Source organism: Amycolatopsis kentuckyensis (assembly GCF_041679295.1).
GTDB lineage: Bacteria > Actinomycetota > Actinomycetes > Mycobacteriales > Pseudonocardiaceae > Amycolatopsis > Amycolatopsis kentuckyensis_A.
Genome location: NZ_JBGDMD010000002.1, coordinates 1 through 23,709 on the forward strand (window position 1 = coordinate 1; position 23,709 = coordinate 23,709).

General features: G+C 70.5%; 23 protein-coding genes. 16 read left to right on the forward strand and 7 right to left on the reverse strand.

The genetic code is table 11. The features are described 5' to 3' along the window. Positions 1-47 precede the first annotated feature (47 nt). Positions 48-1,283 (reverse strand): ROK family transcriptional regulator, encoded by a 1,236-nt coding sequence (locus ACERZO_RS05800; RefSeq protein ID WP_372662997.1) that lies wholly within the window; start codon positions 1,281-1,283, stop codon positions 48-50. A gap of 132 nt (positions 1,284-1,415) precedes the next feature. Between ACERZO_RS05800 and ACERZO_RS05805 the strand changes: the two genes are divergently transcribed. From ACERZO_RS05805 to ACERZO_RS05840, 8 genes are all read left to right on the forward strand, one after another. Beyond that, entirely contained in the window at positions 1,416-2,603 is a 1,188-nt protein-coding gene (locus ACERZO_RS05805; RefSeq protein WP_372663000.1) for an ROK family transcriptional regulator, read from the forward strand. A gap of 206 nt (positions 2,604-2,809) precedes the next feature. Further along, complete coding sequence (locus ACERZO_RS05810) at positions 2,810-4,480, forward strand: ABC transporter substrate-binding protein (RefSeq protein ID WP_372663004.1); 1,671 nt, start codon at positions 2,810-2,812, stop codon at positions 4,478-4,480. Between the two features lie 14 nt (positions 4,481-4,494). Beyond that, positions 4,495-5,595, forward strand: a complete 1,101-nt coding sequence (locus ACERZO_RS05815; protein WP_372663007.1) for an ABC transporter ATP-binding protein — start codon at positions 4,495-4,497, stop codon at positions 5,593-5,595. Next, on the forward strand, positions 5,592-6,572 hold the full coding sequence (locus ACERZO_RS05820; RefSeq protein ID WP_372663010.1) for an ABC transporter permease: 981 nt from the start codon (positions 5,592-5,594) through the stop codon (positions 6,570-6,572). The genes ACERZO_RS05815 and ACERZO_RS05820 overlap by 4 nt, the downstream gene beginning before the upstream one ends. A gap of 1 nt (position 6,573) precedes the next feature. Then, positions 6,574-7,566, forward strand: a complete 993-nt coding sequence (locus ACERZO_RS05825) for an ABC transporter permease (protein ID WP_372663013.1) — start codon at positions 6,574-6,576, stop codon at positions 7,564-7,566. Continuing rightward, a complete protein-coding gene (locus tag ACERZO_RS05830) occupies positions 7,563-8,558 on the forward strand; it encodes an ABC transporter ATP-binding protein (RefSeq protein WP_372663016.1) in 996 nt (331 codons plus the stop codon). Before ACERZO_RS05825 ends, ACERZO_RS05830 begins: the two co-directional genes overlap by 4 nt. A gap of 42 nt (positions 8,559-8,600) precedes the next feature. Next, on the forward strand, positions 8,601-10,004 hold the full coding sequence (locus ACERZO_RS05835) for a GH1 family beta-glucosidase (protein ID WP_372663019.1): 1,404 nt from the start codon (positions 8,601-8,603) through the stop codon (positions 10,002-10,004). Positions 10,005-10,140: 136 nt separating this feature from the next. Next, positions 10,141-10,851, forward strand: a complete 711-nt coding sequence (locus ACERZO_RS05840; protein ID WP_372663022.1) for a DUF2306 domain-containing protein — start codon at positions 10,141-10,143, stop codon at positions 10,849-10,851. Here the strand turns inward: ACERZO_RS05840 and ACERZO_RS05845 are convergent. Beyond that, positions 10,796-11,962, reverse strand: coding sequence for an acyl-CoA dehydrogenase family protein (locus ACERZO_RS05845; protein WP_372663025.1), 1,167 nt, complete (start codon positions 11,960-11,962; stop codon positions 10,796-10,798). The two genes, ACERZO_RS05840 and ACERZO_RS05845, sit on opposite strands and share 56 nt — an antisense overlap. Continuing rightward, entirely contained in the window at positions 11,959-14,301 is a 2,343-nt protein-coding gene (locus tag ACERZO_RS05850) for a bifunctional salicylyl-CoA 5-hydroxylase/oxidoreductase (protein ID WP_372663029.1), read from the reverse strand. The genes ACERZO_RS05845 and ACERZO_RS05850 overlap by 4 nt, the downstream gene beginning before the upstream one ends. Before the next feature lie 67 nt (positions 14,302-14,368). Here ACERZO_RS05850 and ACERZO_RS05855 point away from each other — a divergent pair, with 67 nt between their 5' ends. Next, complete coding sequence (locus ACERZO_RS05855; RefSeq protein WP_372663031.1) at positions 14,369-14,770, forward strand: RidA family protein; 402 nt, start codon at positions 14,369-14,371, stop codon at positions 14,768-14,770. On the opposite strand, the gene ACERZO_RS05860 is transcribed toward ACERZO_RS05855, so the two are convergent. Both ACERZO_RS05860 and ACERZO_RS05865 read right to left on the reverse strand, forming a co-directional pair. Then, a complete protein-coding gene (locus ACERZO_RS05860; protein ID WP_372663033.1) occupies positions 14,767-15,198 on the reverse strand; it encodes a hypothetical protein in 432 nt (143 codons plus the stop codon). The genes ACERZO_RS05855 and ACERZO_RS05860 overlap by 4 nt on opposite strands. A gap of 97 nt (positions 15,199-15,295) precedes the next feature. After that, a complete protein-coding gene (locus ACERZO_RS05865) occupies positions 15,296-16,138 on the reverse strand; it encodes a PaaX family transcriptional regulator (RefSeq protein ID WP_372663035.1) in 843 nt (280 codons plus the stop codon). A 52-nt stretch (positions 16,139-16,190) separates the two neighbouring features. Here ACERZO_RS05865 and ACERZO_RS05870 point away from each other — a divergent pair, with 52 nt between their 5' ends. Genes ACERZO_RS05870 through ACERZO_RS05880 form a run of 3 tightly spaced genes read left to right on the forward strand, consistent with a single transcriptional unit; the run spans position 16,191 to position 17,976 of the window. Next, on the forward strand, positions 16,191-16,865 hold the full coding sequence (locus ACERZO_RS05870) for a GNAT family N-acetyltransferase (protein ID WP_372663037.1): 675 nt from the start codon (positions 16,191-16,193) through the stop codon (positions 16,863-16,865). Between the two features lie 44 nt (positions 16,866-16,909). Further along, on the forward strand, positions 16,910-17,557 hold the full coding sequence (locus ACERZO_RS05875) for a hypothetical protein (protein ID WP_372663039.1): 648 nt from the start codon (positions 16,910-16,912) through the stop codon (positions 17,555-17,557). A gap of 59 nt (positions 17,558-17,616) precedes the next feature. Then, positions 17,617-17,976 carry a PLDc N-terminal domain-containing protein gene (locus ACERZO_RS05880; protein WP_372663041.1) on the forward strand — a complete coding sequence of 120 codons (360 nt, stop codon included), beginning with the start codon at positions 17,617-17,619 and terminating at the stop codon, positions 17,974-17,976. A gap of 54 nt (positions 17,977-18,030) precedes the next feature. Here the strand turns inward: ACERZO_RS05880 and ACERZO_RS05885 are convergent, their stop codons facing one another. Continuing rightward, positions 18,031-18,504, reverse strand: a complete 474-nt coding sequence (locus ACERZO_RS05885; protein WP_372663043.1) for a MarR family winged helix-turn-helix transcriptional regulator — start codon at positions 18,502-18,504, stop codon at positions 18,031-18,033. Between the two features lie 103 nt (positions 18,505-18,607). On the opposite strand from ACERZO_RS05885, the gene ACERZO_RS05890 reads away from it, so the two are divergent. Beyond that, entirely contained in the window at positions 18,608-19,030 is a 423-nt protein-coding gene (locus tag ACERZO_RS05890; protein ID WP_372663045.1) for a nitroreductase family deazaflavin-dependent oxidoreductase, read from the forward strand. 3 nt (positions 19,031-19,033) lie between these two features. Here ACERZO_RS05890 and ACERZO_RS05895 read toward each other — a convergent pair whose 3' ends face one another. Further along, positions 19,034-20,299 (reverse strand): FAD-binding oxidoreductase, encoded by a 1,266-nt coding sequence (locus ACERZO_RS05895; protein WP_372663047.1) that lies wholly within the window; start codon positions 20,297-20,299, stop codon positions 19,034-19,036. Between the two features lie 70 nt (positions 20,300-20,369). On the opposite strand from ACERZO_RS05895, the gene ACERZO_RS05900 reads away from it, so the two are divergent. From ACERZO_RS05900 to ACERZO_RS05910, 3 genes are read left to right on the forward strand one after another with little or no spacing between them, the layout of a single operon-like run. Beyond that, positions 20,370-21,248, forward strand: a complete 879-nt coding sequence (locus ACERZO_RS05900) for a LysR family transcriptional regulator (protein WP_372663049.1) — start codon at positions 20,370-20,372, stop codon at positions 21,246-21,248. A gap of 32 nt (positions 21,249-21,280) precedes the next feature. Further along, positions 21,281-22,072, forward strand: coding sequence for an oxygenase MpaB family protein (locus tag ACERZO_RS05905; protein ID WP_372663051.1), 792 nt, complete (start codon positions 21,281-21,283; stop codon positions 22,070-22,072). Positions 22,073-22,116: 44 nt separating this feature from the next. Beyond that, positions 22,117-23,685 (forward strand): hypothetical protein, encoded by a 1,569-nt coding sequence (locus ACERZO_RS05910; RefSeq protein WP_372663053.1) that lies wholly within the window; start codon positions 22,117-22,119, stop codon positions 23,683-23,685. Positions 23,686-23,709: the final 24 nt, after the last annotated feature.

The following is a 23,709-nucleotide window of genomic DNA, read 5'->3' on the forward strand; positions in this document are numbered from 1 at the left end:
TGTTCTCTTGCCGGCTTGCTTGTGGAGTGCGCCTGGCAGGGCTTGCCTCAGGCCGCGTCTGAGTCCGGTGCTCCTGGTTTTGCGATCTTCGATGTTGCTCCCTGCTCCAGCAGGTCTGCCACCGGTAGTGTTGCTGCTCCTGTTGCCACCGCGTCCAATCCCAGCGAGCCCAGCTGGATTGATGTCTGGCTGAACGGGTGGCGCAGTGCGTGCTCTCCTGCTGCCGAACGGATTCTCGGCAGCAGCTGCTCGCCCAGCGCCAGCCCCGCCCAGCCGCCGATCACTATCCGCTCCGGGTTGAACAAGTTGATCAAGTTCGCGATCCCCGCCCCGAGGTATCCCGCCGTCTCGTCCAGTACCCGGGCTGCCGTTTTGGAGCGGGGGGCCGCCTCCAGCAGGGCCGCGAACTGGGCCTGCTCGTCCTCGCCCGCGACTTCCTTGCTTCGCGCCTTCCGGTACCTCGCCAGGACCCCTCCCGCGCCGATGTACGCCTCCAGGCAGCCCAGCGCTCCGCAGCGGCACTGCTGGCCTCCGTACGCGATCGTCGTGTGGCCCCACTCGCCCGCGCTGCTCGTCGAGCCGCGGTACGTCGTTCCGTCCGTCACCACCGCCGCGCCCACGCCTGAACCGATCAGCGCTATCACCGCGTGGCGCGCTCCTCGGCCCGCGCCGAACCACATCTCCGCCTGGCCCTGCGTCTTCGCTCCGTTGTCCACGAACAGCGGGAGCGACACCCCCGCGTCCTGCAGCAGTGCCACCAGCGGCACCGCGTCCCAGCCCACCGTCGGTGCGTGGACCAGGATCCGGGCTCCCTGCTCGACCGTGCCCGGGACGCCGATGCCCACGCCCAGCACCGCCGATTCGTCGATGCCCGCGCTCGCGAACACCTCGCGCAGCCCCGAGGTCACCTGCTCGACCGCCGTTGCCGGGTCCGGCGCCTTCGGGAGCGGGTGGTCCACCGTGGCCAGGCGCGTCATCGCCAGGTCGAACAGCTCCACCTTGACGCCCGTTTCGCCGATGTCCACCCCCGCGACGTGCCCGTACGCCGGGTCGACGCGCAGCAGTACCCGGGGCCGGCCGCCGTCCGACTCGACCTGGCCCGCCTCCGTGATCAGGCGCTCTTCGCCCAGTTCCGCCGTCACGTTGCTGACCGTCGCCGCACTCAATCCGGTGAGCTGGCTCAGTTCGTGCCGCGACAGCGGGCCGTCGAAGTACAGTTTCGACAGCAGCAGGGAACGGTTGTGCCGCCGCAGATCACGGACGGTGGTGCGCTTGCTCGCCATGGGCAACCCATCTGGAACTCTTACCGGCTGCGACCAGGATGCCTGATCACCTTAAGTTGTGGCTATGTATTAAGTGGTGAACTAAGTCCCGAACCCATAGTGGCACGGGCGGTGTCTGGCACAATCCCCCAGGTGACCCAGGTGGTACGCCAGACAACTCGAGACCTCCGGCGGCACAACCGCGCGGCACTCCTGTCCTCCCTCTACCTCCGCGGCCCCGTCAGCAGGCTGGAACTAGTAGCTGAATCGGGGCTGTCGGCCGCCACCGTTACCAACGTCGTCTCCGAGCTCATCGCCGACGGCGTCGTCGCGGAGGCCGGCTCGGTCGAATCCGACGGCGGACGGCCGCGGACGCTGCTGGCCGTGCGGCCGGACTTCGGGCACGTCGTCGGCGTCGACGTCGGTGAGACGCACGTCGAGGTCGGCCTGTTCGACTGCGCGCTCGGAACACTCGGCACGGTTCGGCACCCGCTCGTCGGCACCCGGCTCGATCCGGACGAAGTGGCAGGCTTGGTGCGAACCGGCATCGCGGAAGTGCTCGAAGGGGGCGAACCGGACGCGGTGTTCGGCGTCGGCATCGGTGTGCCCGGCGCGGTGCGCGACGGCGGGATCGTGCACGCGCCCACCCTCGGCTGGCGTGGCGTCGCCTTCGCCGATCTGATCCACCCGCACATCTCGGCGCCCCTCCACCTGGACAACCGCGCCCGCACGCTGGGCCAGGTCGAGGCCTGGCGGGGCGCCGGCCGGGGCGCCGAACGCGCCATCGTCGCCCTGCTCGGCGTGGGGGTCGGGGCCGCCGTCGCGACCGCCGGACGGTCGCACCCCGGGATCACCACCAGCGAGTGGGGCCACACCGTCGTCAAGGCGGGCGGCGCGGCCTGCCGGTGCGGTTCGCACGGCTGCCTGGAGGCCTACGTCGGCACCGAGGCGGTCGTCCGGCACTACGCCGACCGCGTCGGCAAGCAACCGGTCATCGGGGACGAAAGCGACACCGAGCTGGCGCGGATCGTCGAGGAAGCCCGCGGTGAAGGCCCCGCCGCCGACGTCCTCGCCGAGACCGGCGAGTACCTGGGGATCGGCATCGCCAACCTGATCAACCTGCTCAGCCCGGACCGGGTGGTGCTCTCCGGTTCGGCGGGAGCGATCATGGGGCAGGCGATCCTGCCCGCCGTGCGCGACGCCGTGGGCCGGCACGCGCTCGACTACCTGGCCGGGCGCACCGAGGTCGTCCTCGGCAGCCTCGGCCCGGACGCGGTCGCGCTCGGCGCGGCCACCCTGCCCATCGCGCAGTTGCTCGCGAACGGGGGACGGACCGGCTGATTTCCTTGCGTCGCAAGGAGTAATTACCAGGACAGGTCCAGACCGCCAGTTCTTTTAGTACTTAAACTTAGGTACAAAACGTTACCGCCGTGTTATTGACGTGACCCGAGTCACCCGGGTTGACTTCTGGGCGTCGTTCGGTCGCCGGCGGTCGGGGCTCGCTACCAGTCGACACCTACGCACGTCGTCGATGACTAGGAGGAACGATGCGAGTCAAGCGCTCCATCGTCGCAGCGCTGGTGGCCGTGATGGCCCTCGGAGGCCTGACCGCGTGTTCGGGCGGCAGCTCGAACGCCGCGCAGAGCAACCCGGACCAGGTGCTCAACGTGGGCAAGCCCGACGGCCCGCAGTCCGAGAACAACAACCCGTTCCTCGAGACATCCGCCCTGTCGAACATGGGGTACCGGTGGATGATCTACGAGCCCCTCGTCATGCACAACCGCGTCAAGCCGCAGGAGCCCGGCAAGCCGTGGCTCGCGACGAAGTGGGACTGGTCGGACAACTACAAGAAGCTGGTCCTGACCGTCCGTGACGGCGTCAAGTTCTCCGACAACCAGCCGATGACCGCCGAGGACGTCGCCTACACGTTCCAGCTGCTGCGTGACAACAAGGCGCTGAACGTCGACGCCGTGCCCTACAAGGACATCGCCGCGGCCGGCAACCAGGTGACGCTGGGCTTCGAGACCTCCCAGTTCGTCAACCAGCTCAAGATCCTGCAGACGCTCGTCGTGCCGAAGCACGTCTGGCAGTCGGTCAAGGACCCGGCGCTCGACACCGTGAAGAACCCGATCGGCACCGGGCCGTACACGCTCAAGTCGTTCACGCCGCAGACGATGATCGTCACCCGCCGCGACGCCGGCTACTGGCAGGAAGCGCCGAAGGTCAAGGAGATCCGCTACACCTCCTACACCGACAACAACGCGCAGGTCGCGGCGTTGGTCAGCGGGGCTTCGGAGTGGAGCTTCGTCTTCATCCCGAACTACAAGGCCGTCTACACGAACAAGGACCCGCAGCACTACAAGCTGTGGTTCCCGGCGCAGCTGGCCGTGCACGGCCTGTGGTTCAACACCGAGAAGGCCCCGTGGAACGACGCGAAGCTGCGTCAGGCGGTCAACAAGGTGATCAACCGCGACGACATCTTCAACCAGGGCGAGGCCGGCTACTTCTACCCGAAGAACGACCAGATCACCGGCATCCCCACGCCGGCGGGCGACCCGTTCATCGCGCCGGAGTACAAGGGCAAGACGGTCCAGGTCGACGTCCCGGGCGCCAAGGCGCTGCTGACCGGCGCGGGCTACAAGTTCAACGGCGACAAGCTGGCCGACCCGAGCGGCAAGCCGGTCACGATCAAGCTGACCGTCCCGTCCGGCTGGTCGGACTACATCACCGACCTGGAGATCATCAAGGACAACCTGGCGCAGATCGGCATCACCGCCACGGTCGAGAAGATGAACCAGGACGCGTGGATCAAGTCGGTCGACACCGGTGACTTCGAGGGCCTGATGCACTGGACCAACGACGGTGCGACGCCGTACGACATGTACCGCGACGTCATGGACGGCAACCGCTACAAGCCGACCGGCCAGGGCGGCATCAACGGCAACTACGGCCGCTTCAAGAACGACGAGGCGACCAAGGCGCTCGAGACCTACGCCAACGCCGAGGACGACGCCGCGCGCACCGCCGCCATGGCGACGCTGCAGAAGATCATGATCGACCAGCAGCCGATGGTCCCGACCTCGGCGGCCAACTCCGGTGGCGAGTACAGCACGAAGAACTGGGTCGGCTGGCCGGACGAGGCCAACCCGTACGGCCCCGCGCAGCCCACCCTGCGCAACGCGCTCGACATCGTCCTGCACCTGAAGCCCGCGGCCTGATGGCGGATTCAGTCATGACGGAGACCGGGGACGGCCGCGGCGACGCGGCCGCTCCGGCCCCCTCCGACCCCATCGCCGTCGGGTCGGAGGGGGACCTCCCCGTCGTTCTGGAGGCGGCGGGGCTCACGAAACACTTCCCCGTGCGACGGCGTGGACGCGCGGCCCTCACCGGTCCGAAGCGTGCCGTCCAGGCCGTCGACGACGTCACCCTGACGCTGCGCCGGGGCCGGGTCACCGCGCTGGTCGGCGAGTCCGGTTCGGGCAAGTCGACGGTCGCCCGCCTGCTCGCGGGCCTCTACCCGCGCACCGGCGGCGACATCCGGCTGCACGGCGAGACCGTGAACATCAAGCACGGCAAGGCGTTCCGCGCGTACGCTCGCCAGGTCCAGATGATCTTCCAGGACCCGTTCGCGTCGCTGAACCCGGTGCACACCGTGCGCTACCACCTGACGCGGGCGTTGAAGATCCACGGCCGTGCGGGCGACGACCTCGAAAAGTCGTTGCACGACCTGCTTTCCCGCGTCCAGCTGACGCCGCCCGAGCGGTACGTCGACAAGTTCCCGCACGAGCTGTCCGGCGGGCAGCGCCAGCGCGTCGCGATCGCGCGGGCGCTCGGGGCCGACCCGGAGGCGCTGCTGGCCGACGAGCCGGTGTCCATGTTGGACGTCTCCATCCGGCTCGGCGTGCTGAACCTGTTGCGGGACCTCAAGGAACGCCTGCACCTGGCGATCCTGTACATCACGCACGACATCGCGTCGGCGCGCTACTTCGCCGACGAGACGATGGTGATGTACGCCGGCCGGATGGTCGAGGGCGGCGACAGCGAGACCATCACGCAGCACCCGGCGCACCCGTACACGCGGCTGCTCATCGACTCCGCGCCCGACCCGGACCGGATCGCGGGCGGGGGTGCGGGAGAGCCCGGCGAGGTGCCGGCCGAGCGCGGGGCGGGCGAGCCGCCGAGCCTGATCGACCCGCCGTCGGGCTGCCGGTTCCACCCGCGGTGCCCGGTCGCGATGGAACGGTGCAAGACCGACCTGCCGCCGCGGTTCGAGGTCGACGACGCACCCGGCCACTGGGCCGCGTGCTGGCTGTACGACGGGGCCGCCCGATGAGGTACCTGCTGCAACGGCTGGTCTTCTACGTCTTCACGGCCTGGGCCGCCGTCACCATCAACTTCTTCATCCCGCGGATGATCCCGGGTGACCCGGTGCAGTCGCTGATCGCGAAGAACCAGGGCATGATCAGCCAGGACGCGGTCCAGTCGCTGTATGTCCTCTTCGGACTGGACAAGAACGAAAGCCTGATCTCCCAGTACTTCGACTACTGGGGTCAGCTCTTCCGCGGCGACCTCGGGATCTCTTTCACGTTCTTCCCGACGCCGGTGTCCGACCTGCTGAGCGACAGTCTGCCGTGGACGATCATCCTCGTCGGCATCACCACGATCGTCGGCTTCGCGCTCGGCACCGGGCTCGGCGTGGTCGCCGGCTGGAAGCGCGGCTCGTGGGTCGACGGCCTGCTGCCGGTGACGACGTTCCTCTCGTCGATCCCGTACTTCTGGCTCGGCCTGATCGCGCTGACGCTGCTGGCCGGCCCGGGCAGCTTCTTCCCGTCGTCCGGCGGGTACGACCCCGGCACCATCCCCGGCTGGGACGGCACGTTCATCGGCAGCGCGATCCAGCACAGCCTGCTGCCCGCGCTGACCATCCTGATCAGCTCGATGGGCAGCTGGATCCTGGGCATGCGCAACATGATGGTCACCGTCGCGTCGGAGGACTACGTCACGGTCGCGCACGCCAAGGGCCTGCCCGAACACCGGGTGATGGTCGGGTACGCGGCGCGCAACGCGTTGCTGCCCAGCGTGTCCGGCTTCGCGCTGGCGCTGGGGTTCATCGTCGGCGGCACGCTGCTGGTGGAGATCGTCTTCTCCTACCCGGGCGTCGGCTACCAGCTGTTCCAGGCGGTCGGTTCGCAGGACTACCCGCTGATGCAGGGCATCTTCCTGATCATCACGCTGTCGGTGCTGGTCGCGAACCTGTTCGCCGACGTCGCCTACCTCGCGCTCGACCCGCGCACCCGGAAGGAGGGCTGACATGGCCGTACCCGCGGCGGACGTCAAAGCCGCCCAAGCCCTCCCCGTCGACGCGATCGCCGGACGCGCGAAGCGGCGCCGGTTCCGGTTCCTGACCGGTGGCAAGACGGTCACCGGGCTCGCCGTCATCGTCTTCTTCGTGGTGATCGCGATCATCGGCGACTGGATCGCGCCGTACGACCCGTCGGCGCGCAGCAACGACCTGATGGAAGCGCCGTCGGGCCGGCACTGGTTCGGCACGACCCACCTCGGTCAGGACATCTTCAGCCAGGTCGTGGTCGGCACCCGCAGCGTCATGCTGGTCGGGCTGACCGCCGGGATCGTGGCGACGATCCTCGCGGTGCTCGTCGGCGTGACGTCCGGGTACCTCGGCGGGACGCCCGGCGAAGGGCTGTCCGCACTGTCCAATGTGTTCCTGGTGATCCCGGCGCTGCCGCTGATCATCATCATCGGCAGCGCGGTGCCCACCGGCGGTGACTACCTGGTGGCCGTCATCATCGGCTTCACGTCGTGGGCGTGGGGCGCGCGAGTCCTGAGAGCGCAGACGCTTTCGTTGCGGGGCAGGGAATACGTCGAAGCGGCCCGGGCGACCGGCGAGTCGACGTGGCGGATCATCTTCTTCGAGATCCTGCCGAACCTGACCGCGGTGATCGCGTCCAGCTTCGTCGGCACGGTGATCTTCGCGGTGATGTCGGAGATCACGCTCGCGTTCGTCGGCGTCTCCGGACTGTCCAACTGGAACTGGGGCACGATCCTGTTCTGGGCGCAGAGCCAGCAGGCCCTCGCGCAGGGCGCGTGGTGGTGGTTCGTGCCGGCCGGGCTGGCGATCGCGTTCCTCGGCACCGCGCTGTCCCTGCTCAACTTCGGCATCGACGAGTTCGTCAGCCCGCGGCTGCGCGGCAGCGGCAAGGCCCGCGTCAAAGGCGCCGACGGGCGGACGCATCGCATGCGCGTGGGCTTCACGCCCGTGCTCGGGCGGGAGGAACAGCCATGATGGACCCGGTCCTGGAGATCAAGGGCCTGGACGTCGACTACGGCGTCGGCGACGAGGCTGTGCGCGCAGTCCGGGACGTGCACCTGACGCTGCACCGCGGCGAAGTCCTCGGCCTCGCCGGGGAAAGCGGCAGCGGAAAGTCCACTTTGGCCTACGGGCTGACGCGGCTGCTCGCGCCGCCGGGCGTGATCCGCGGCGGCCAGGTGATCTACCACCCCGCGGACGGCGAGCCCTACGACGTCCTTCGCCTGACGGACCGGCAGCTGCGGGACTTCCGGTGGGCCGAGACGTCCATCGTGTTCCAGGGCGCGATGAACTCGCTGAACCCGGTGCACAAGGTCGTCACGCAGCTGGTCGACGTCATCAAGGCACACGAGCCTCGTACCACGAAGGCGAGCCGGGTGGCGCGGGCTCGCGACCTGCTCAAGCTGGTCGGGATTTCGGCCGACCGGCTGGAGGCGTACCCGCACCAGCTCTCCGGCGGCATGCGCCAGCGCGTGATGATCGCGATGGCGCTCGCGCTCGAACCGCGGATCGTCATCATGGACGAGCCGACGACCGCGCTCGACGTCGTCATGCAGCGGCAGATCCTGGGCCAGCTGGTGGAACTGCGCGAACGGCTGGGCTTTTCGGTCCTGTTCATCACGCACGACCTTTCGCTGCTGGTCGAGTTCTCGGACCGGATCGCTATCATGTACGGCGGCCGGATCGTCGAGCAGGCGCCGGCGGCCGATCTCTACCGGGACGCGCTGCACCCGTACAGCCACGGCCTGCTGAACTCGTTCCCCGCGCTGCGCGGGCCCCGGCGCGAGCTGGCCGGGATCCCGGGATCGCCGCCGGACACGCGCGGGATGCCGGCCGGCTGCGCGTTCCACCCGCGGTGCCCCAAGGCCTTCGAGCCGTGCGACTCGAAGGTGCCCGTGCTGGGCTTGCCCGGCGGCGAACCGTCTCGGGAAGTGGCTTGCTTCCTGCACCCGGTCGCGACCCCCTGAACGCCGTCTGTCCTATCCGGTCCCACTTGGAGGAGACCCGCCTTGACCGAGACCACCGCCGCGACCGCCGAACAGCAGGCGCTGATCGACTCCCTGCCGCCGGACTTCCGCTGGGGCGTCGCCACCGCCGCGTACCAGATCGAAGGCGCGGTCGCGGAAGACGGGCGCACACCGTCCATTTGGGACACCTTCTGCCAGGTCCCGTGGGCGATCGACAACAATGACAACGGTGACATCGCCTGCGACCACTACCACCGGATGCCGTCGGACATCGAGCTGGTGCGCGAGCTCGGTGCGGACACCTACCGGTTTTCCGTGGCCTGGCCCCGGGTTCAGCCGCGCGGCCGCGGCGGCGTCAACGAGGCCGGGATCGGGTTCTACGACCGGCTGGTCGACGAGACGCTGAACCGCGGCATCACGCCGTGGCTGACGCTGTACCACTGGGACCTGCCGCAGGAGCTCGAGGACGCGGGCGGCTGGCCGGCGCGCGACACGGCGTACCGGTTCGCGGACTACGCGATGCTGGTGTTCGACCGGCTCAAGGACCGGGTCCGGCACTGGACGACGCTGAACGAGCCGTGGTGCTCGGCGATGCACGGGTACGTGCACGGTGTGATGGCGCCGGGGCGGCGGGACTACGCGGCGGGGTTGCACGCGGTGCACCACCTGCTGCTGGGCCACGGGCTCGCGGTGCAGCGGATGCGCGAGGCGGCGCCGGCGGACACGGAGTTCGGCATCACGCTGAACATGTGCACGGCGGACCCGGCAACGGACTCTCCGGAGGACGTCCGCGCGGCGCGTCAGGCCGACGGCCTCGGCGTCCGCATCTACCTGGACCCGCTGGTCCACGGCCGCTACCCGACCGACGTGGTGGACGACCTGGCTTCGCGTGGGGTCCGCCTGCCAGTCCAGGACGGCGACCTTTCGGTGATTTCGACGCCGCTGGACTTCCTGGGCGTGAACTACTACTTCGGCCAGCAGTTCTCCGGCGTGGACGAGAACGGCTCTTCCGTGGACGAGGAAGGGGCCCCGGCGTCGCGGGTGGTCCCGTTCGGCGAGCCGACGACGGCGATGGGCTGGGAGATCCTGCCGGGCAAGTTCACGGAGCTGCTGACGCGTTTGGGCCGGGATTACCCGGGGTTGCCGATGTACATCACGGAGAACGGCTCGGCGTTCGACGACGACCCGGACTCATCGGGTTTCGTCCGCGACGAGCAGCGGACGGCGTACCTGGCGTCGCACATCGCCGCGGTCGCGGCGGCGCGTGAAGCCGGTGCTGATGTGCGCGGGTACTTCGCTTGGTCCCTTTTGGACAACTTCGAGTGGGCGTACGGGTACGCGAAGCGGTTCGGGCTGATCCGGGTGGACTACGAGACGCAGGAGCGCACGATCAAGCAGAGCGGCTACTTCTACCGCGACACGGTCCGGCGGGTCCGCGGCAGCTGATCACCGACCGCGATCAAGGTCACCTGATCGGGGGTGGGGTACGCCCCACCCCCGCGTCGGTGGTGCGCACCATGGTTCGCGCCGCTCGTCAACCCCTAACGTCGGCTGGGACGGAACCCGACGACGGAGGGGAATCATGGCAGTCCGAACTGCGGCCCGGCCCGTACCTCAAACGGCGCGAAAGGCCTGGTGGCGGCGGCCGTGGATCGGTCCGCTGGCCTTGCTCGTGCTGGCCTTCCTGTCCTTCTCGCTGCCCCCGTACCTGGCGCTCGACCCCGCCCAGTCGCGGGTGCCGCAGCCCGACGGCTTCCCGGCGCACTACTGGTTCCTCGTCGGGCACGTCATCTTCGGCTCGATCGCCATGGGTGGCGCGGTCCTGCAGATCTGGCCCTGGCTGCGGCGGACGCACCCGGTGATCCACCGCAACGTCGGCCGCGCGTACGTCTTCGCCGGCGTGCTGCCGTCCGGGCTGATGGCCCTGACGATCGGCTCGCAGAGCCCGTTCGGCCCGGTCACGCGCGTCAGCGACGTGCTCGCCGCGGTGCTGTGGATCGGCTGCACGATCGCCGGCTGGCGGGCGGTGCGCGAGCGTCGCTTCGGTGACCACCGCAAGTGGATGATCCGCAGCGTGACGCTGACTTTTTCGATCATCGTCAACCGCGTGATCTCGCCGATCGCGATGATCGTGCTGGAGCCGCAGATCCCGACCACGTTCGGTGGTAGTGAGCTCGCGTACAGCCAGAGCGTCGGGGCGATTTCCTCGTGGGGTGGGCTGGCGTTCGCGGTGATCGTCAGCCAGCTGATCCTGGAGCACCGGCCCGCGAGGAAGTCAGCCAGCGTGCGATGATCGTCCGCTGGATCTCCGACGCCCCTTCGTAGATGCGCGGCGCCCGGACTTCGCGGTAGAGGTGCTCGAGCAGGTGCCCGCGTCGCAAGGCGCGGGCACCGTGCAGCTGGACCGCCGAGTCGACCACGAACTGGGCCGCCTCCGTCGCGAACAGCTTCGCCATCGCCGCGCGGCCGGCGAGGTTCGGCTCGCCCGCGTCGTACGCTCCCGCCGCCGCGTAGACCAGCAGGCGCGCCGCCTCGGTGCGCGTGGCCATCTCCGCCAGGGCGTGCGCCACCGCCTGTTGCTTGATCAGCGGACCACCGAACGCTTCCCGTTGGCTCGTATGGGAGACAGCCGCGTCCAGCGCCGCCTGCGCCATCCCGACCGCGAACGCGCCGACGCTCGGGCGGAACAGGTCCAGCGTCCGCATCGCCACCGCGAACCCGCGGTTCTCCTCGCCGAGCAGCTCCTCGCGCCGGACCTCGACGCCGTCGAACGTCACCGTGCCGATCGGGTGCGGGCTCACCAGGTCCAGGTGCTCGCCGCCCAGGCCCGGGCGGTCGGCCGGGACGACGAACGCGCTCACCCCGCGTGCACCCGCGCCCGGGGTGGTGCGCGCGAACACCGTGTAGAAGTCGGCCTCGGGGGCGTTCGAAATCCACATCTTCGAGCCGGTCAGGCGCCAGCCGTCGCCGTCGGCTTCCGCGGCCAGCGACAGCGCCGCCGCGTCGGAACCCGCTTCCGGCTCGGTCAGCGCGAACGCCGCCACCGCGTCCCCGGCCGCCACGGCGGGCAGCCACTTCGCCACCTGACTGTCCTGCCCGGACTGCAGGATCGGGTAACTTCCCAAGCCCTGCAACGCGAGCGCCGTCTCGGCCTCGGTGTTCACCGTGGCCAGGTTCTCGCGCAGGATGCACAGATCGGTCGCGGCCGCCTGGCGGGAAGGCGACCCCGAAGAGACGCCGGGGAAGAGCCGCGCGAGCAGTCCCAGTGCGCCCATCTCCTTGAGGAGCGGCCGGTTCACCGCACCCTCCACACCGGACTCGGCGAGCGGGCGCAGCTGTTCCGCGCCCAGCCGCCGCACCTCGGCGGCGAACGCCTGCTGGTCGGGGTCGAGGGTGAACGTCATGACGAAACTCCCGGTCGCCAGCGGGCATGGGCGGTCCCCGTCGGCCCGGAACGGACGAGGTCGAGCCGCGGCTCCGGGCCGTCGCTGCGGCCGGTCTGCGGCTTGCGGCTGCCCGCGGCGAACGGCTTCGGCCACGGCAGCGGGTAGTCCTGCTCGGCCGCCGCGTGCAACGTCCACTGTGGATCGTAGAGGTGCGTACGGCCCAGTGCGCAGAGGTCCGCGCGGCCGGCCAGGATCAGCGAGTTGACGTCGTCGTACGACGAAATCGCGCCGACCGCGATCACGGCGATCCCGTACTCGAGACCGATTTCGTTGCGGATCCGGTCCGCGTACGGCGTTTGGTAGCTGCGGCCGTACTGCGGACGTTCGTCGCTGACGACCTGGCCGGTCGAGACGTCGATGCCCGCGGCGCCGTGGGACGCGAACGCGCGCGCGATCTCGACGGCGTCGTCGGCGTCGATGCCGCCCTCGCACCAGTCGGTCGCCGAGATCCGGACGGTCATCGGCCGCTCGGCGGGCCAGACCGCGCGGACGGCGTCGAAGACCTCCAAGGGGAACCGCAGCCGGTTCTCCAGTGAGCCGCCGTAGGAATCCGTTCGCCGGTTGGTCAGCGGCGAGAGGAACGACGACAGCAGATAGCCGTGCGCGCAGTGCAGTTCGAGGACGTCGAACCCGGCACGGGCGGCGGCCTCCGCACACGAGACGAACTGCGAACGGATCTCCGCGAGCTCCGCTGTGGACAGTTCTCGCGGCACCTGGTTCCGCGAGGAGTACGGCAACGCCGAAGGCGCGCAGACCTCCCAGTTGTCCGCCGGGAGCGGCTCGTCGATGCCGTCCCACATCAGCTTCGTCGAACCCTTGCGCCCCGAGTGTCCCAATTGGACACCGATGCGAGCCGGGGACTGCGCGTGCACGAAGTCGACGACGCGCTTCCAGGCCGCTTCCTGCTCGGCGGTGTACAACCCGCCGCAACCGGGCGTGATCCGGCCTTCGGGGGAGACGCACACCATCTCGGTCATCACCAGCCCGGCGCCGCCGAGGGCCTTGCTGCCCAGGTGCACCAGGTGGAAGTCACCCGGGACACCGTCCACCGCGGAGTACATGTCCATCGGGGACACGACGATCCGGTTGGGCAGCTCCAGGTCGCCCAACGAGAACGGCTGGAACATGGGCGGCCGTGACGTCGTCCCGAGCGACCGCGCGAACCAGTGGTCCAGCTCGGCGGCGAACTCCGGGTCGCGCAGGCGGAGGTTGTCGTGGGTGACGCGGCGGCTGCGCGTGAGGAGGTTGAACGCGAACTGCGGTGGCTCCTGGTGCGTGTACTGCGCGATGTTTTCGAACCACTCCAGGCTCGCCTGCGCGGCCCGCTGCGTCGACTGGACCACCGGCCGCCGTTCCAGCTCGTAGGCCTTCAACGCCGAAGCGACGCCGTCGTTTTCGTGCAGGCACGCGGCGAGCGCGAGCGCGTCCTCCATCGCCAGCTTCGTGCCGGAGCCGATGGAGAAGTGCGCGGTGTGCGCCGCGTCGCCGAGCAGGACGACGTTGTCGTGCACCCACGTCTCGCAGCGGACGGTGCCGAACGAGACCCACTTCGAGTTGTTCGCCATGACCTGGTGGCCGCCGAGGACGTCGGCGCACAGCTCGCGGATCAGCGCGATGGACTTCTCGTCGCTCCGGCCGGGCGGCAGCGAGGCCGGCGCGATCGGCCCGAACGTCCGCTGCCAGACGTCCTCCTGCACCTCGAGGATGAACGTGGAGCCGTCGCGGCCGTACGGGTAGCCGTGGATCTGCATGATCCCGGCCGGCGTCTCGAGGACGTAGAACTTGAAGGCGTCGAACACCAGGTCCGTGCCCAGCCAGATGTAGCGGCACCGGCGGGTCTCGACGGTCGGCCGGAACGTCTCGGCGTGTTTCGCGCGGATCGCCGAGTTGACGCCGTCGGCGGCGATGACCAGGTCGTAGCCCGAGAGGTCGGCCGGCGCCTCTTCGCGGAAGTGGAGGCCGACGCCGAGTTCGGCGCAGCGGCTCTGCAGGATGCCGAGCAAGCGCTTGCGGCTCATCGCGGCGAAGCCGTGGCCGCCGGAGGTGGTGACCGTGCCGCGGTAGTGGACGTCGATGTCGTCCCAGCGGGCGAACTCGGCCTTCATGGCCTCGTGCACGGTCGCGTCGGCGTGCTCGATCCCGCCGAGCGTCTCGTCGGAGAACACGACGCCGAAGCCGAACGTGTCGTCCGGCGCGTTGCGTTCCCAGACGGTGATTTCGTGACCGGGACCGAGCTGCTTCGCCAGCGCGGCGAAGTACAGACCCGCCGGGCCGCCACCGATGACCGCGATACGCACGTCGTCGAGGATATGTCGTCACCGGTACGACCGTCAATAACGCGAAAGATGGCGTACGGTGTGCCGCATGGAACGCATCAACCCGCCGGAGCTGGGCAAGCCGTCCGGGTTCTCGCACGCGGTGGTGGCCGAGGGCCGGGTCGTCTTCCTCGCCGGCCAGACGGCGCTGGACGCGTCGAACAAGATCGTCGGCGACGGCGTCGTCGAGCAGTTCGAGCGCGCGCTCGGCAACCTGCTGACGTCGCTGCGCGCGGCGGGCGGTGCCCCGGAAGACCTGTGCAGCGTGACGATCTACATCGTCGACATGGCGGACTACCGCGCCCACGCGCGCGAGATCGGCGCGGTGTGGAAGCGGCTCGCGGGCACCGAGTACCCGGCGATGGCCGGCATCGGCGTCTCGCGGCTGTGGGACGAGGAGGCCTTGGTCGAGGTCCAGGGCTTCGCGGTCGTCAGCCGAAGTCAGGGCTAGTGCGCGGGCGGTCCAGCTTCCGTGCGAGCCATGATCAGCTGTAAGGCCCTGGCCGCGTAGCTGCGGCTGCCCGCTGGCATCTCGGTGTTTTGAACCGTGGCACCCAGCCTGGCAATCAAGTACTGGACCATGCACATCGCTGCCTGCCGCGGCGAGTAGCGCTGGTCGGCGACCATGAACGGTTCTGGAAAGTACTGGAGGAAGGCCGGCTCGCCGGTCGCCCGGTCGATGTTGACCTCTCTGAGATACCAGCAGTGGTCGACTCCCGCGGCCACGCCTACCACATCGGGGTTGATCCAGAAGCGGACCACGGTTGACCCATCGGGAAACCGGGTCACCTCGGGCTGGGTAAAACTGGCCGCATCGTTGATGACGTCGCAAACTTTCCGCAAGTCTTGAAAGCTCGCTTGCCGGGTGAATGGCGGCATCGACGCCTCCGGGAGTCCGAGGATTCAGGACCTTAGCTCGCCCTAGACATCAACTCCAGATCGGAGGCCTTGGTCGAGGTCCAGGGCTTCGCGGTCGTCAGCCGAAGCTGATCGACTTCGCGACGAACGCGCGGGCCGGTCCTTCCAGCTGCGCGTGGAGCCGGAAGAACAGGTCGGCCGCGCGGATGCCGGACCAGTCGCGGGGCAGGAACTCCGCGGGCAGGCCGGGGTCGAGGTAGGGCATCCGCCGCCAGCCGGTCAGGACGCGGACGTAGTCGGCGAAGGCCTGCTCGTCGGTCACGGACTTGCGGCGCAGCGCGGGGCCGTGCTCGTCGAGGAACGTCGTGTAGAGGTCGTCGAGCCGGTCGAGGTCCCACCAGTCGCGGACCTTCGCCCGGACGTCGCCGAAGGCCAGGTGGTCGGCGCGGAACAGGTCGGCGTACCCGGCCAGGCCGAGCCGGGTCAGCGCTTCCTCGGTGGCGGCGTGCAGGTGGGCGGGGGCGATCCAGACGCCGGAGGCGGCGGTGCCGAAGCCCATCCGGGCGAGCTGGGTGCGCAGCAGGTGCCGCTTGTGCCGTTCGGTTTCCGGGACCGAGAAGACCGCGAGCAGCCAGCCGTCGGCCGGGGTCGCGCGGCCGCGGCGGAAGATCCGCTCGTCGCCCTCGCGCAGGATCTCGCGAGCCTCGTCGGAGAGCTCGTAGCCGGCGGTCGCACCGCGGCGCACGGCTTCGAGGATCCCGCGCCGCTTCAGCCGGGAGATCGAGGAGCGCACGGCGGGCTCGTCGACGCCGACGGCGGCGAGCAGGTCGATCAGCGAGGCGACCGAGAGCCAGCCGCCCTCGGTGCGCGAGTAGAGGCCGTACACCGTCACGATGAGCTGTCGAGGCTGGGCCGCACGGCCGGAGCCGTCCAGCTCGGTTGCCTCGGGTACGGCCGTCATCGGGCCACAATAACAACCTTCGCCCCGATCGCTCCGCTACGATTTCGGCGCGATGCTGCCAGCCACCAAGGGGATCTTCGACCGGCTCACCCGCCGGGGCCGCCTGATGACCAAGCGGACCTGCGACCGGCAGGGCCACGTGCTGCGCGAGGGACGGTTCCTCTTCCGGACGCCGACCGCGTGGGAGTACGCCGCCGCCGTGGCCTGCGGTAGTGATCCCGCCGCTCAGCGGTGGCTCGGCTGGCAGGCCGACTCCATCGTCGCGCGCGGCGCGCGGGCCGACGCCCTTCGCGTTGTGCCCGGGACCGGCCCCGACTGGGTGTCGCCCGATCCGCAGTCCGTCGACCTCGTCATGATCGACGTCGAGGCCAACCGGTGCGTCGGCCTCGTGAGCGTGCACACCGGCGAGGACGGCGGCCCGGAGACCGGGGGCTACCTCGCGCCGGACTACCGCGGGCGCGGCAACGGCCGGGTCCTCTTCGCCGCCGGCCTGACGCTCGCGCACGACCACCTCGGCCTCCCGCGGGTGCGGGCCGGCGCCGAGGTCGGCAACATCGCGAGCGCGCGGTCGCTGCAGGCCGCCGGGCTCGCGCGCGTTGCCGGGCCGCCGACCTACCGGCTGCCGGACGGCCGTGTCACCGATGCCTGGTGGTTCGAGCACGCCGTGCCGCGGGTGACGCGGTGCGGTGGTCCGCAGGCGACGTGGTTCCCCGCGTCCCTCCTGTAGATGCTTCGGCCGGCGCCGACGTTTCCCGTGGCTACCTTCGCCGCATGACTTCGCTTTCCGCCCCGGTTCCGCCTGTTCCCGTCGACGTCCCGCCGGGGAGCGTCGCCTGGCTGCGGGCTTCGGTCTCTCGCTTCAGCAACGGTGCCGACCACGACCGGCGGCGGTCGCTGGCCGTGTCGCTCCTGGCCGAGGTCGACCCGGAAGTGTTGCGGCGCAAGGCCTCCGAAACGAGCGGCGACTCCCGGCTGGTCGTCGTCGGGGTGCTGGCGGGGGAGCTGGGCCTGCCGGTGGTGCCGTCGGACGTCGTGGCGGTCGCGGCCGTCTACCACCCGCACGTGCCCTCGTCCGCGGAAGCCGAAGCCGCGCTGGGCCGGCTGGTGACGGCGTTGGGCGGGACCGCGGACGAACTCGCCGCCGCGCGGATCGGCCTGCTGATCCAGGCCTGCGAAGCCACCGCCGGGCTGATCGGCAACGCGGTTCCGTTGGTGCGAGCGGGAAAGCGGCCCGAGGACGCGGTGGCGGAAGTGCTGCGCGCGGACCCGCCGGTGGCGCACACCCGGCGCCGGGTGGGTGGCGAGGACGTCTTGGTGCCGCTGGCCGGGACGCCGTTCGGCGCGGGCCCGCGCGAATGCCCGGGGCCGGCACACGCGATCGCGCTCGCGACCGGCGTGCTGCGGGCGACCCGCGGCTGACCCGCGGCGGGGTTCTGCTACTAATTACGCCTTCATCTTCTTGGGGGAAGGCGCGGGAAATGCTGTATTTGGATGGCCTGCTGGGCTTCGTCACGCTCGGGTTGTGGATCTTCTGCCTGGTCGACGTGATCACGACGGACGAGTTGTCCTGCCGCAACCTGCCGAAGGGCCTGTGGCTGCTGGTCGTGCTGGTGGTGCCACTGGTGGGGTCGATCGTCTGGCTGGTGGCGGGCCGCCCGCAGCAGACGGCGCGGGCGCGCGGCCCGTACGAGCGGCACGCGCCGGCGTACCCGGAGTACGACCGCCCGGGGCGGTTCGCGGCCGGGAACCCGGACGACGACGAGGAGTTCCTCCGCAAGTGCCGTGAACGCGCGGAGGCGCAGCGCAAGCTGGCCCGCGAAAAGCACGCGGAGGACTGACCCCCGATGACGTGAATGACTCATTCACGTCGCCTGACGACGTGAATGAGTCATTCACGGCAGGTCGGGAGGCCGCCCTTCGCACGTGCTGCGTTCGTAAGCCTCCAGGGTCGAGATCACCAGCAGGCGTTCGGCCGGCGTCAACGGCGCCAGCGCGTCGCTCCACGCCTTCGCGCCGCGCGCCAGCCACTCGTCGACCGCCGGGCGCTTGTCCGGCGTGATGCTCACGATCGTGCGGCGACGATCCGCCGGGTCCTCGTCGCGGTTCAGCACGCCCTGGCGGCTGAGGTCGCCGACCATCAGGCTCGCCGTCGTCGGCGCGACCTCCAGCCGGCCCGCCAGTTCGGTCACCGTCATCGGGCCGTCGAACAGCAGGATGGACAGCAGCGACAGGTGCCGCGGCGCGAGCGCGCAGCCGTTCAGCTCCTCCGGGACCGGCGTCCGCTTCGCGCGGCCCACCAGGCGCGGCATCAGGAGCAGGAGCCGGCGCACCCCGTCTTCGACACTCGGTCCGGCCTCCGTTGACACCGCCTGCCTCCCGTCGGTAGCTTTGTTTGCAAAGCAAACGCTTCGGGTCGACCCGAGCGTACTCCGCACCCGGTCGAGCGTACCGGCCAGAACAGGGGAATCCATGACCGCGCCAGCCGACATGAACGCGTTCAACAACCAGGTCGTCGAGGAGTTCCGCACCAACGACGGCGTGGTCGGTGGCATGTTCGAGGGCAAGAACGTGCTCCTGCTCACGACGATCGGCGCGAAGAGCGGCCAGGAGCGCCTGTCGCCGCTGGTCTACACCCGCGACGGCGACCGCCTCGTCATCGCCGCGTCCATGGGCGGCGCGCCGAAGAACCCGGCGTGGTTCCACAACCTCGTCGCCAACCCGAAGGTCACCGTCGAGGTCGGCACCGAGAAGTTCGAGGCCACCGCCACCGTGGTCGAAGACCGCGCCGAGCGCGACCGCCTGTACGCAGGCATGGTCGCGCACGCCGAGGGCTTCGCCGACTACGAGAAGAAGACCACGCGGCTCATCCCGATCGTCGTCCTCGAGCGCTGACGCTCAGCCGAACCGCCCCGCCGGGTCGTACTTCGCCTTGAGCTGCTTCAGCCGGGCGCGGTCCCCGGCGGGGAAGGCCGTCGCCAGGTCCGCGGCCGGGTGCTCGCCGTAGAGGAACGGCAGCAGCCGGCCCGTGGACCACGGCGCCAGCGCGTCGAACAGCTTCGCGTGCGCCCGGCGGATCGGGTCGACGCCGTCCTCGACGACCGACAGCGCACGCACCACGAACTCCGCCGCCGAGTCCCAGCCGACGCCGTTCACCGAGCGCCGCGCCAGTTCGCCGCCCAGCCGGTCGATGATCAGCACCGTCTCCGGGGTCGCGTGTTCGACGACCGCCGCCAGCATCGCGTCGTTCAGGACCTCCACCGTCGCGTTCGTCCCGTGGTACGGGTGCGGGTGCGGCGGGTCGCTCGCGATCGACCCCGAATCCGTGTACGGCAGCCGCTTCAGCGTGTCCAGCAGAACCGGCGCCGCCGTCCGCAGCGGCGCCACCAGCGGGTCACCGTCTTCGCCGAGGTAGGCGATCCGGATGTTCGCGACGTGCTTGCCGCGGATCGGCTCGGGCAGGAACGGCAGGTGGGGCAGCGCGACCACGGCGATCGACGTCGTCAGCTCGTCGGGCGCGGTCACCGCCCACGTCCGCCACGCGCGCAGCACCGCGGGCAGGTCCGCCGCGTCGAAGTACAGCCCGCCGCCGTACAGCTCGGTCACCTCGACGAGGCCGAACTCCAGCGCCGTCACGATCCCGAAGCCGGCGCGGCCGCCGAGCAGGGCCCAGAAGAGGTCGTCTCCCGGCGTCACCGTGCGGAGCTCGCCGTCCGCGGTGACGACGTCGATCGCGCGAACGTGGTCGGCCGCGCGGCCGTGGCGCCGGGCCATCAGCCCGAAGCCGCCGCTGAGCGTGTAGCCGACGACGCCGACGTCCGGTGACGAGCCGCTGAGCGGGGCGAGCCCGTGCTGCGCGGCGGCTTCGATCACCGCGCCCCAGCGGACCCCGGCTTCGACTCGCGCGGTCTTGGCTTCGGCGTCGATCTCGACGCCGGTCATGCGGCGGGTGCTGATCAGCAGGCCGTCGGTGCCGGCGGTCAGGCCGTGTCCGGTCGCCTGGACGGCGACCGGCAGGTCGTGCTCGGCGGCGTGCTTCACGGCGGCGACGACGTCGGCCGCGTTTTCGGCGGCGACGACCGCCGCGGGGTGCGTGGCCACGGACGTCTGGAAACCGGCGATCTCTTCGGCGTACCCGTCCTGGCCGGGTCGGAATGTCTGCATGTCTCCAGCTTCGAGCCGCGACGATCAGAAGTCCAAGATCTAGGTTTTCTGAGCACTAGAATCAGTGCTTATGGAACTCCACCAGCTCGCGTACTTCGTCGCCGTCGCGGAGGAAGGGAACTTCACGCGCGCGGCGGAACGGCTGCACGTCGCCCAGCCCGGCGTGAGCGCGCAGGTCAGACGGCTCGAGTGCGAGCTGGGACAGGAGCTGCTGGACCGCTCGGGCCGCACGGTCCGGCTCACCGACGTCGGCGCCGCCGCGCTGCCGCACGCGCGGGCGGCGCTGGCGGCGGTGAAGGGGGTACGCGAAGCCGTCGACGAGCTGGCCGGGCTGGTCCGCGGCCAGGTCGCGATCGGCGCGGTGACGTCGGCGGGGCCGGTGAAGCTGCCGGACCTGCTGGCCCGCTTCCACGAGCGCTACCCGGCGGTCGAGATCACGCTGTCCGAGGCGAACTCGGACACGATGCTGGTGGCCCTGCGCGAAGGCCGGCTCGACCTGGCGGTGGTCGGCTTGGCGACGGACCCGCCGCCGGGCATCGCGACGCAGGTCCTGATCGACGAGCCGTTCGTGGCGGTGACGTCGGGCTTGCTGGCCGACCGGGCCGCGGTGACGATCGCGGACCTGGCCGGGCTGCCGTTGATGGCGTTGCCGAAGGGCACGGGCCTGCGTACGGCGTTGGACGCGGCTTTCGCGCGGGAGGGGCTGACGCCACGGATCGCGTTCGAGGCGGCCGACCCGAACGTCCTGGTGCAGCTGGCGATGCGGGACCTCGGCGTGGCAGTGGTGCCGGAGTCGCTGGGCCGCTTCCACGAGGGGGAGCTGCGGGTCGTCACGATCACCGGGCCCGGCCTGCGAGGTGTGCTCGCGCTGGCCTGGCGGACTGATGGGCCGCTGAGCCCGGCGGCGCGGGCGTTGATCGCGTTCGCCCGGAGCAGCTACCGCTCTTGACACGTCGTCAACAGTGTCGTTCCCTGAAGAGCGTGACCGAGCTCCGGGACGCTGTCGTCGGGGCGGGGCTGCTGGCCGGCACCGCCAACGTGATCATGCAGCTGGCCCGCGCGCCCGTCGGGTACGGCGTGCTCGAGAGCAAGGTCGACAGCGGGAACCTCTTCCGCCACCCGCTCAAGCGGACGCGGACCACGCTGACCTACCTCGCGGTCGCCTCGATGGGCACCGACGCCGAACGCGCCGCCTACCGCCGCGGCGTCAACGCGGCCCACGCCCAGGTGCGCTCGGGCGCCGAAAGCCCCGTCGCCTACAACGCCTTCGACACCGACCTCCAGCTGTGGGTCGCGGCCTGCCTGTACAAGGGCTTCGAAGACGTCTACCTGGCCTTCGTCGGCGGCGAGCCGGCCACGTTCTACTCCGACGCCGCCAAGCTCGGCACCACGCTGCAGGTCCGCCCGGAGATGTGGCCGGCCGACCGCGCCGCCTTCGAGGAGTACTGGGCCGCCGGGGTCGCCGCGACCGGCATCGACGACACCGTCCGCCGGTACCTCACCGACCTCGTCGACCTGCGGTACCTGCCCCCACCGGCGGCCGTGCTCGGCCGGCGGTTCAGCCGCTTCGTCACGACCGGCTTCCTCCCGCAGCACTTCCGCGAGGAGATGCGCCTGCCCTGGACGGCCGCCGACCAGCGCCGGTTCGAGACGTTCCTCGCGAACGCCGGCCGGGTGACGCGCGCACTGCCCGGCCCGCTGCGGCGGTTCCCGTACAACCTCTGCCTCTGGGACCTGCGCCGGCGGCTGCGGACCGGACGTCGGCTGGTCTGAACAACGCCGTTAGAGTGGCGGGCCGAGCCACTCGAGGGGAAGCCATGACGGCGATCGAGACCGACGTCGCGCCCGAGGAAACCAGGACCACCCGCCGCACACCGCTGATCGCGGTGTCGCTGGTCCTCCTGGCCGTCTTCCTCGCCGGTGCCTGGGCCGCGTGGTCCCTCACCATCGACGACGCGTTCATCAGCTTCCGCTATTCGGCGAACCTCGCGGCCGGCCACGGCCCGGTGTGGAACGTCGACGGCCCGCGCGTCGAAGGCTTCACGAACTTCGCCTGGGTCATCTGGTCGGCCCTCGGCGCGTGGCTCGGGCTGGCGCTGCCGCTGTTCGCCAAGGTGACGTCGCTGCTGTTCGGCCTCGGGACGCTGTACCTGCTGGTCCGCGAGGGCCACCGCCGCGCGGGGCTCACCGGCGTCCTGGCCGGCGCCGGCGCGTACGTCGTGTTCCTGCCGACCTACTTCCACATCACCGCCGGCCTCGAGACCGCCGCGTTCGCCGCGGTGCTGCTGCGCGTCGTCGTGCTGGGGCTGCGCGTGCTCGCGAAGGAGCCGGTGCGGACGTGGGAGCCGCCGGTGCTGCTGGTCCTGCTCGGCATGCTCCGGCCCGAGGGCGTACTGGCCGCGCTGCCGGTCTTCGCCCTGTGGTTCTGGCGCGAGCGCGGGCGCGTCCCGGCGCGCTGGTGGACGCTCGCCGCGGTCGTCGTCGGCGCCGCGTACTTCGTCTGGCGCTGGCGGTTCTACGGCCAGCTGTTCCCGAACACCTTCTACGTCAAGTTCGGCGACCTCGGCTCCGGCTGGGTCTGGACGAAGCACACGACATTGCTGCTCCTCCCGCTCCTGCTGCTGACGCTCTCGCTCCTGGCCCGCAAGGCGACGCGGGCGGTGGGCGCGCTCCTGGTCGTCACCGTCGTGGTCACGAACCTGACGTACGCGGTGTCCGGCCCGACCATGGACTACCTTGACCGCTTCGCCGACCACGCGTTCCCCGTCCTCTGCCTCGGCGCCGGGCTCGCCGCCGGGACGCTGAAGCCGCGCGTCATCGGAGCGGCGCTCGGGCTGGTGGCCGTCGGCTGGTCGGCCGTCGCCGGCGCGACGGCGCCGGACCTGGGCCTGATCGCGAACTACGGGATGGACCTGCAGCGCGCCCACGTCCCGATCGGCAAGGCGCTGGCCGAGTCCGACGTCCCGGAGCAGGCCCGCAGTGTGGCCGTCACCGACGCCGGCGCGATCCCGTACTACAGCGGGTGGACGTCGATCGACTACATCGGCCTCAACGACCCGGAGATCGCGCACGGCGCCGACCCGACGGACGTCGTGCTGCGGCGGCGGCCGACGGTGCTCGTCGTGACGTCGGTCGGCCCGCAGCCGGTGGGCAAGCGCTACGGCTTCGACGCGGCCAAGGCGACAGCCGCCTACGAGCTGGTCGCGTCCGTCGAGATGCGGGCCGGGTACTGGCAGGACGTCTTCGTGCTGCCCGAGTACGCGACGACGGTCGGCGAGCACGTCCGGCAGCGCGCCGACGCCGCCCGGCAGCTCAACGACCCGGACCGGGCGGAGGCCACCGTCGAGCGCTGGCTCGACCGGCTTCGGAGCCAGCTGCCCTTCTGAGAGTTGACCGGCTCCCACCAGCGC

Excerpts from the sequence above, each read along its gene's own strand:
- ACERZO_RS05800 (WP_372662997.1), bottom strand. The coding sequence starts at position 1,283 with ATGGCGAGCAAGCGCACCACCGTCCGTGATCTGCGGCGGCACAACCGT.
- ACERZO_RS05810 (WP_372663004.1), top strand. The coding sequence starts at position 2,810 with ATGCGAGTCAAGCGCTCCATCGTCGCAGCGCTGGTGGCCGTGATGGCC.
- ACERZO_RS05815 (WP_372663007.1), top strand. The coding sequence starts at position 4,495 with ATGACGGAGACCGGGGACGGCCGCGGCGACGCGGCCGCTCCGGCCCCC.
- ACERZO_RS05820 (WP_372663010.1), top strand. The coding sequence starts at position 5,592 with ATGAGGTACCTGCTGCAACGGCTGGTCTTCTACGTCTTCACGGCCTGG.
- ACERZO_RS05825 (WP_372663013.1), top strand. The coding sequence starts at position 6,574 with ATGGCCGTACCCGCGGCGGACGTCAAAGCCGCCCAAGCCCTCCCCGTC.
- ACERZO_RS05830 (WP_372663016.1), top strand. The coding sequence starts at position 7,563 with ATGATGGACCCGGTCCTGGAGATCAAGGGCCTGGACGTCGACTACGGC.
- ACERZO_RS05840 (WP_372663022.1), top strand. The coding sequence starts at position 10,141 with ATGGCAGTCCGAACTGCGGCCCGGCCCGTACCTCAAACGGCGCGAAAG.
- ACERZO_RS05845 (WP_372663025.1), bottom strand. The coding sequence starts at position 11,962 with ATGACGTTCACCCTCGACCCCGACCAGCAGGCGTTCGCCGCCGAGGTG.
- ACERZO_RS05855 (WP_372663031.1), top strand. The coding sequence starts at position 14,369 with ATGGAACGCATCAACCCGCCGGAGCTGGGCAAGCCGTCCGGGTTCTCG.
- ACERZO_RS05860 (WP_372663033.1), bottom strand. The coding sequence starts at position 15,198 with ATGCCGCCATTCACCCGGCAAGCGAGCTTTCAAGACTTGCGGAAAGTT.
- ACERZO_RS05865 (WP_372663035.1), bottom strand. The coding sequence starts at position 16,138 with ATGACGGCCGTACCCGAGGCAACCGAGCTGGACGGCTCCGGCCGTGCG.
- ACERZO_RS05870 (WP_372663037.1), top strand. The coding sequence starts at position 16,191 with ATGCTGCCAGCCACCAAGGGGATCTTCGACCGGCTCACCCGCCGGGGC.
- ACERZO_RS05875 (WP_372663039.1), top strand. The coding sequence starts at position 16,910 with ATGACTTCGCTTTCCGCCCCGGTTCCGCCTGTTCCCGTCGACGTCCCG.
- ACERZO_RS05880 (WP_372663041.1), top strand. The coding sequence starts at position 17,617 with ATGCTGTATTTGGATGGCCTGCTGGGCTTCGTCACGCTCGGGTTGTGG.
- ACERZO_RS05890 (WP_372663045.1), top strand. The coding sequence starts at position 18,608 with ATGACCGCGCCAGCCGACATGAACGCGTTCAACAACCAGGTCGTCGAG.
- ACERZO_RS05895 (WP_372663047.1), bottom strand. The coding sequence starts at position 20,299 with ATGCAGACATTCCGACCCGGCCAGGACGGGTACGCCGAAGAGATCGCC.
- ACERZO_RS05900 (WP_372663049.1), top strand. The coding sequence starts at position 20,370 with ATGGAACTCCACCAGCTCGCGTACTTCGTCGCCGTCGCGGAGGAAGGG.
- ACERZO_RS05910 (WP_372663053.1), top strand. The coding sequence starts at position 22,117 with ATGACGGCGATCGAGACCGACGTCGCGCCCGAGGAAACCAGGACCACC.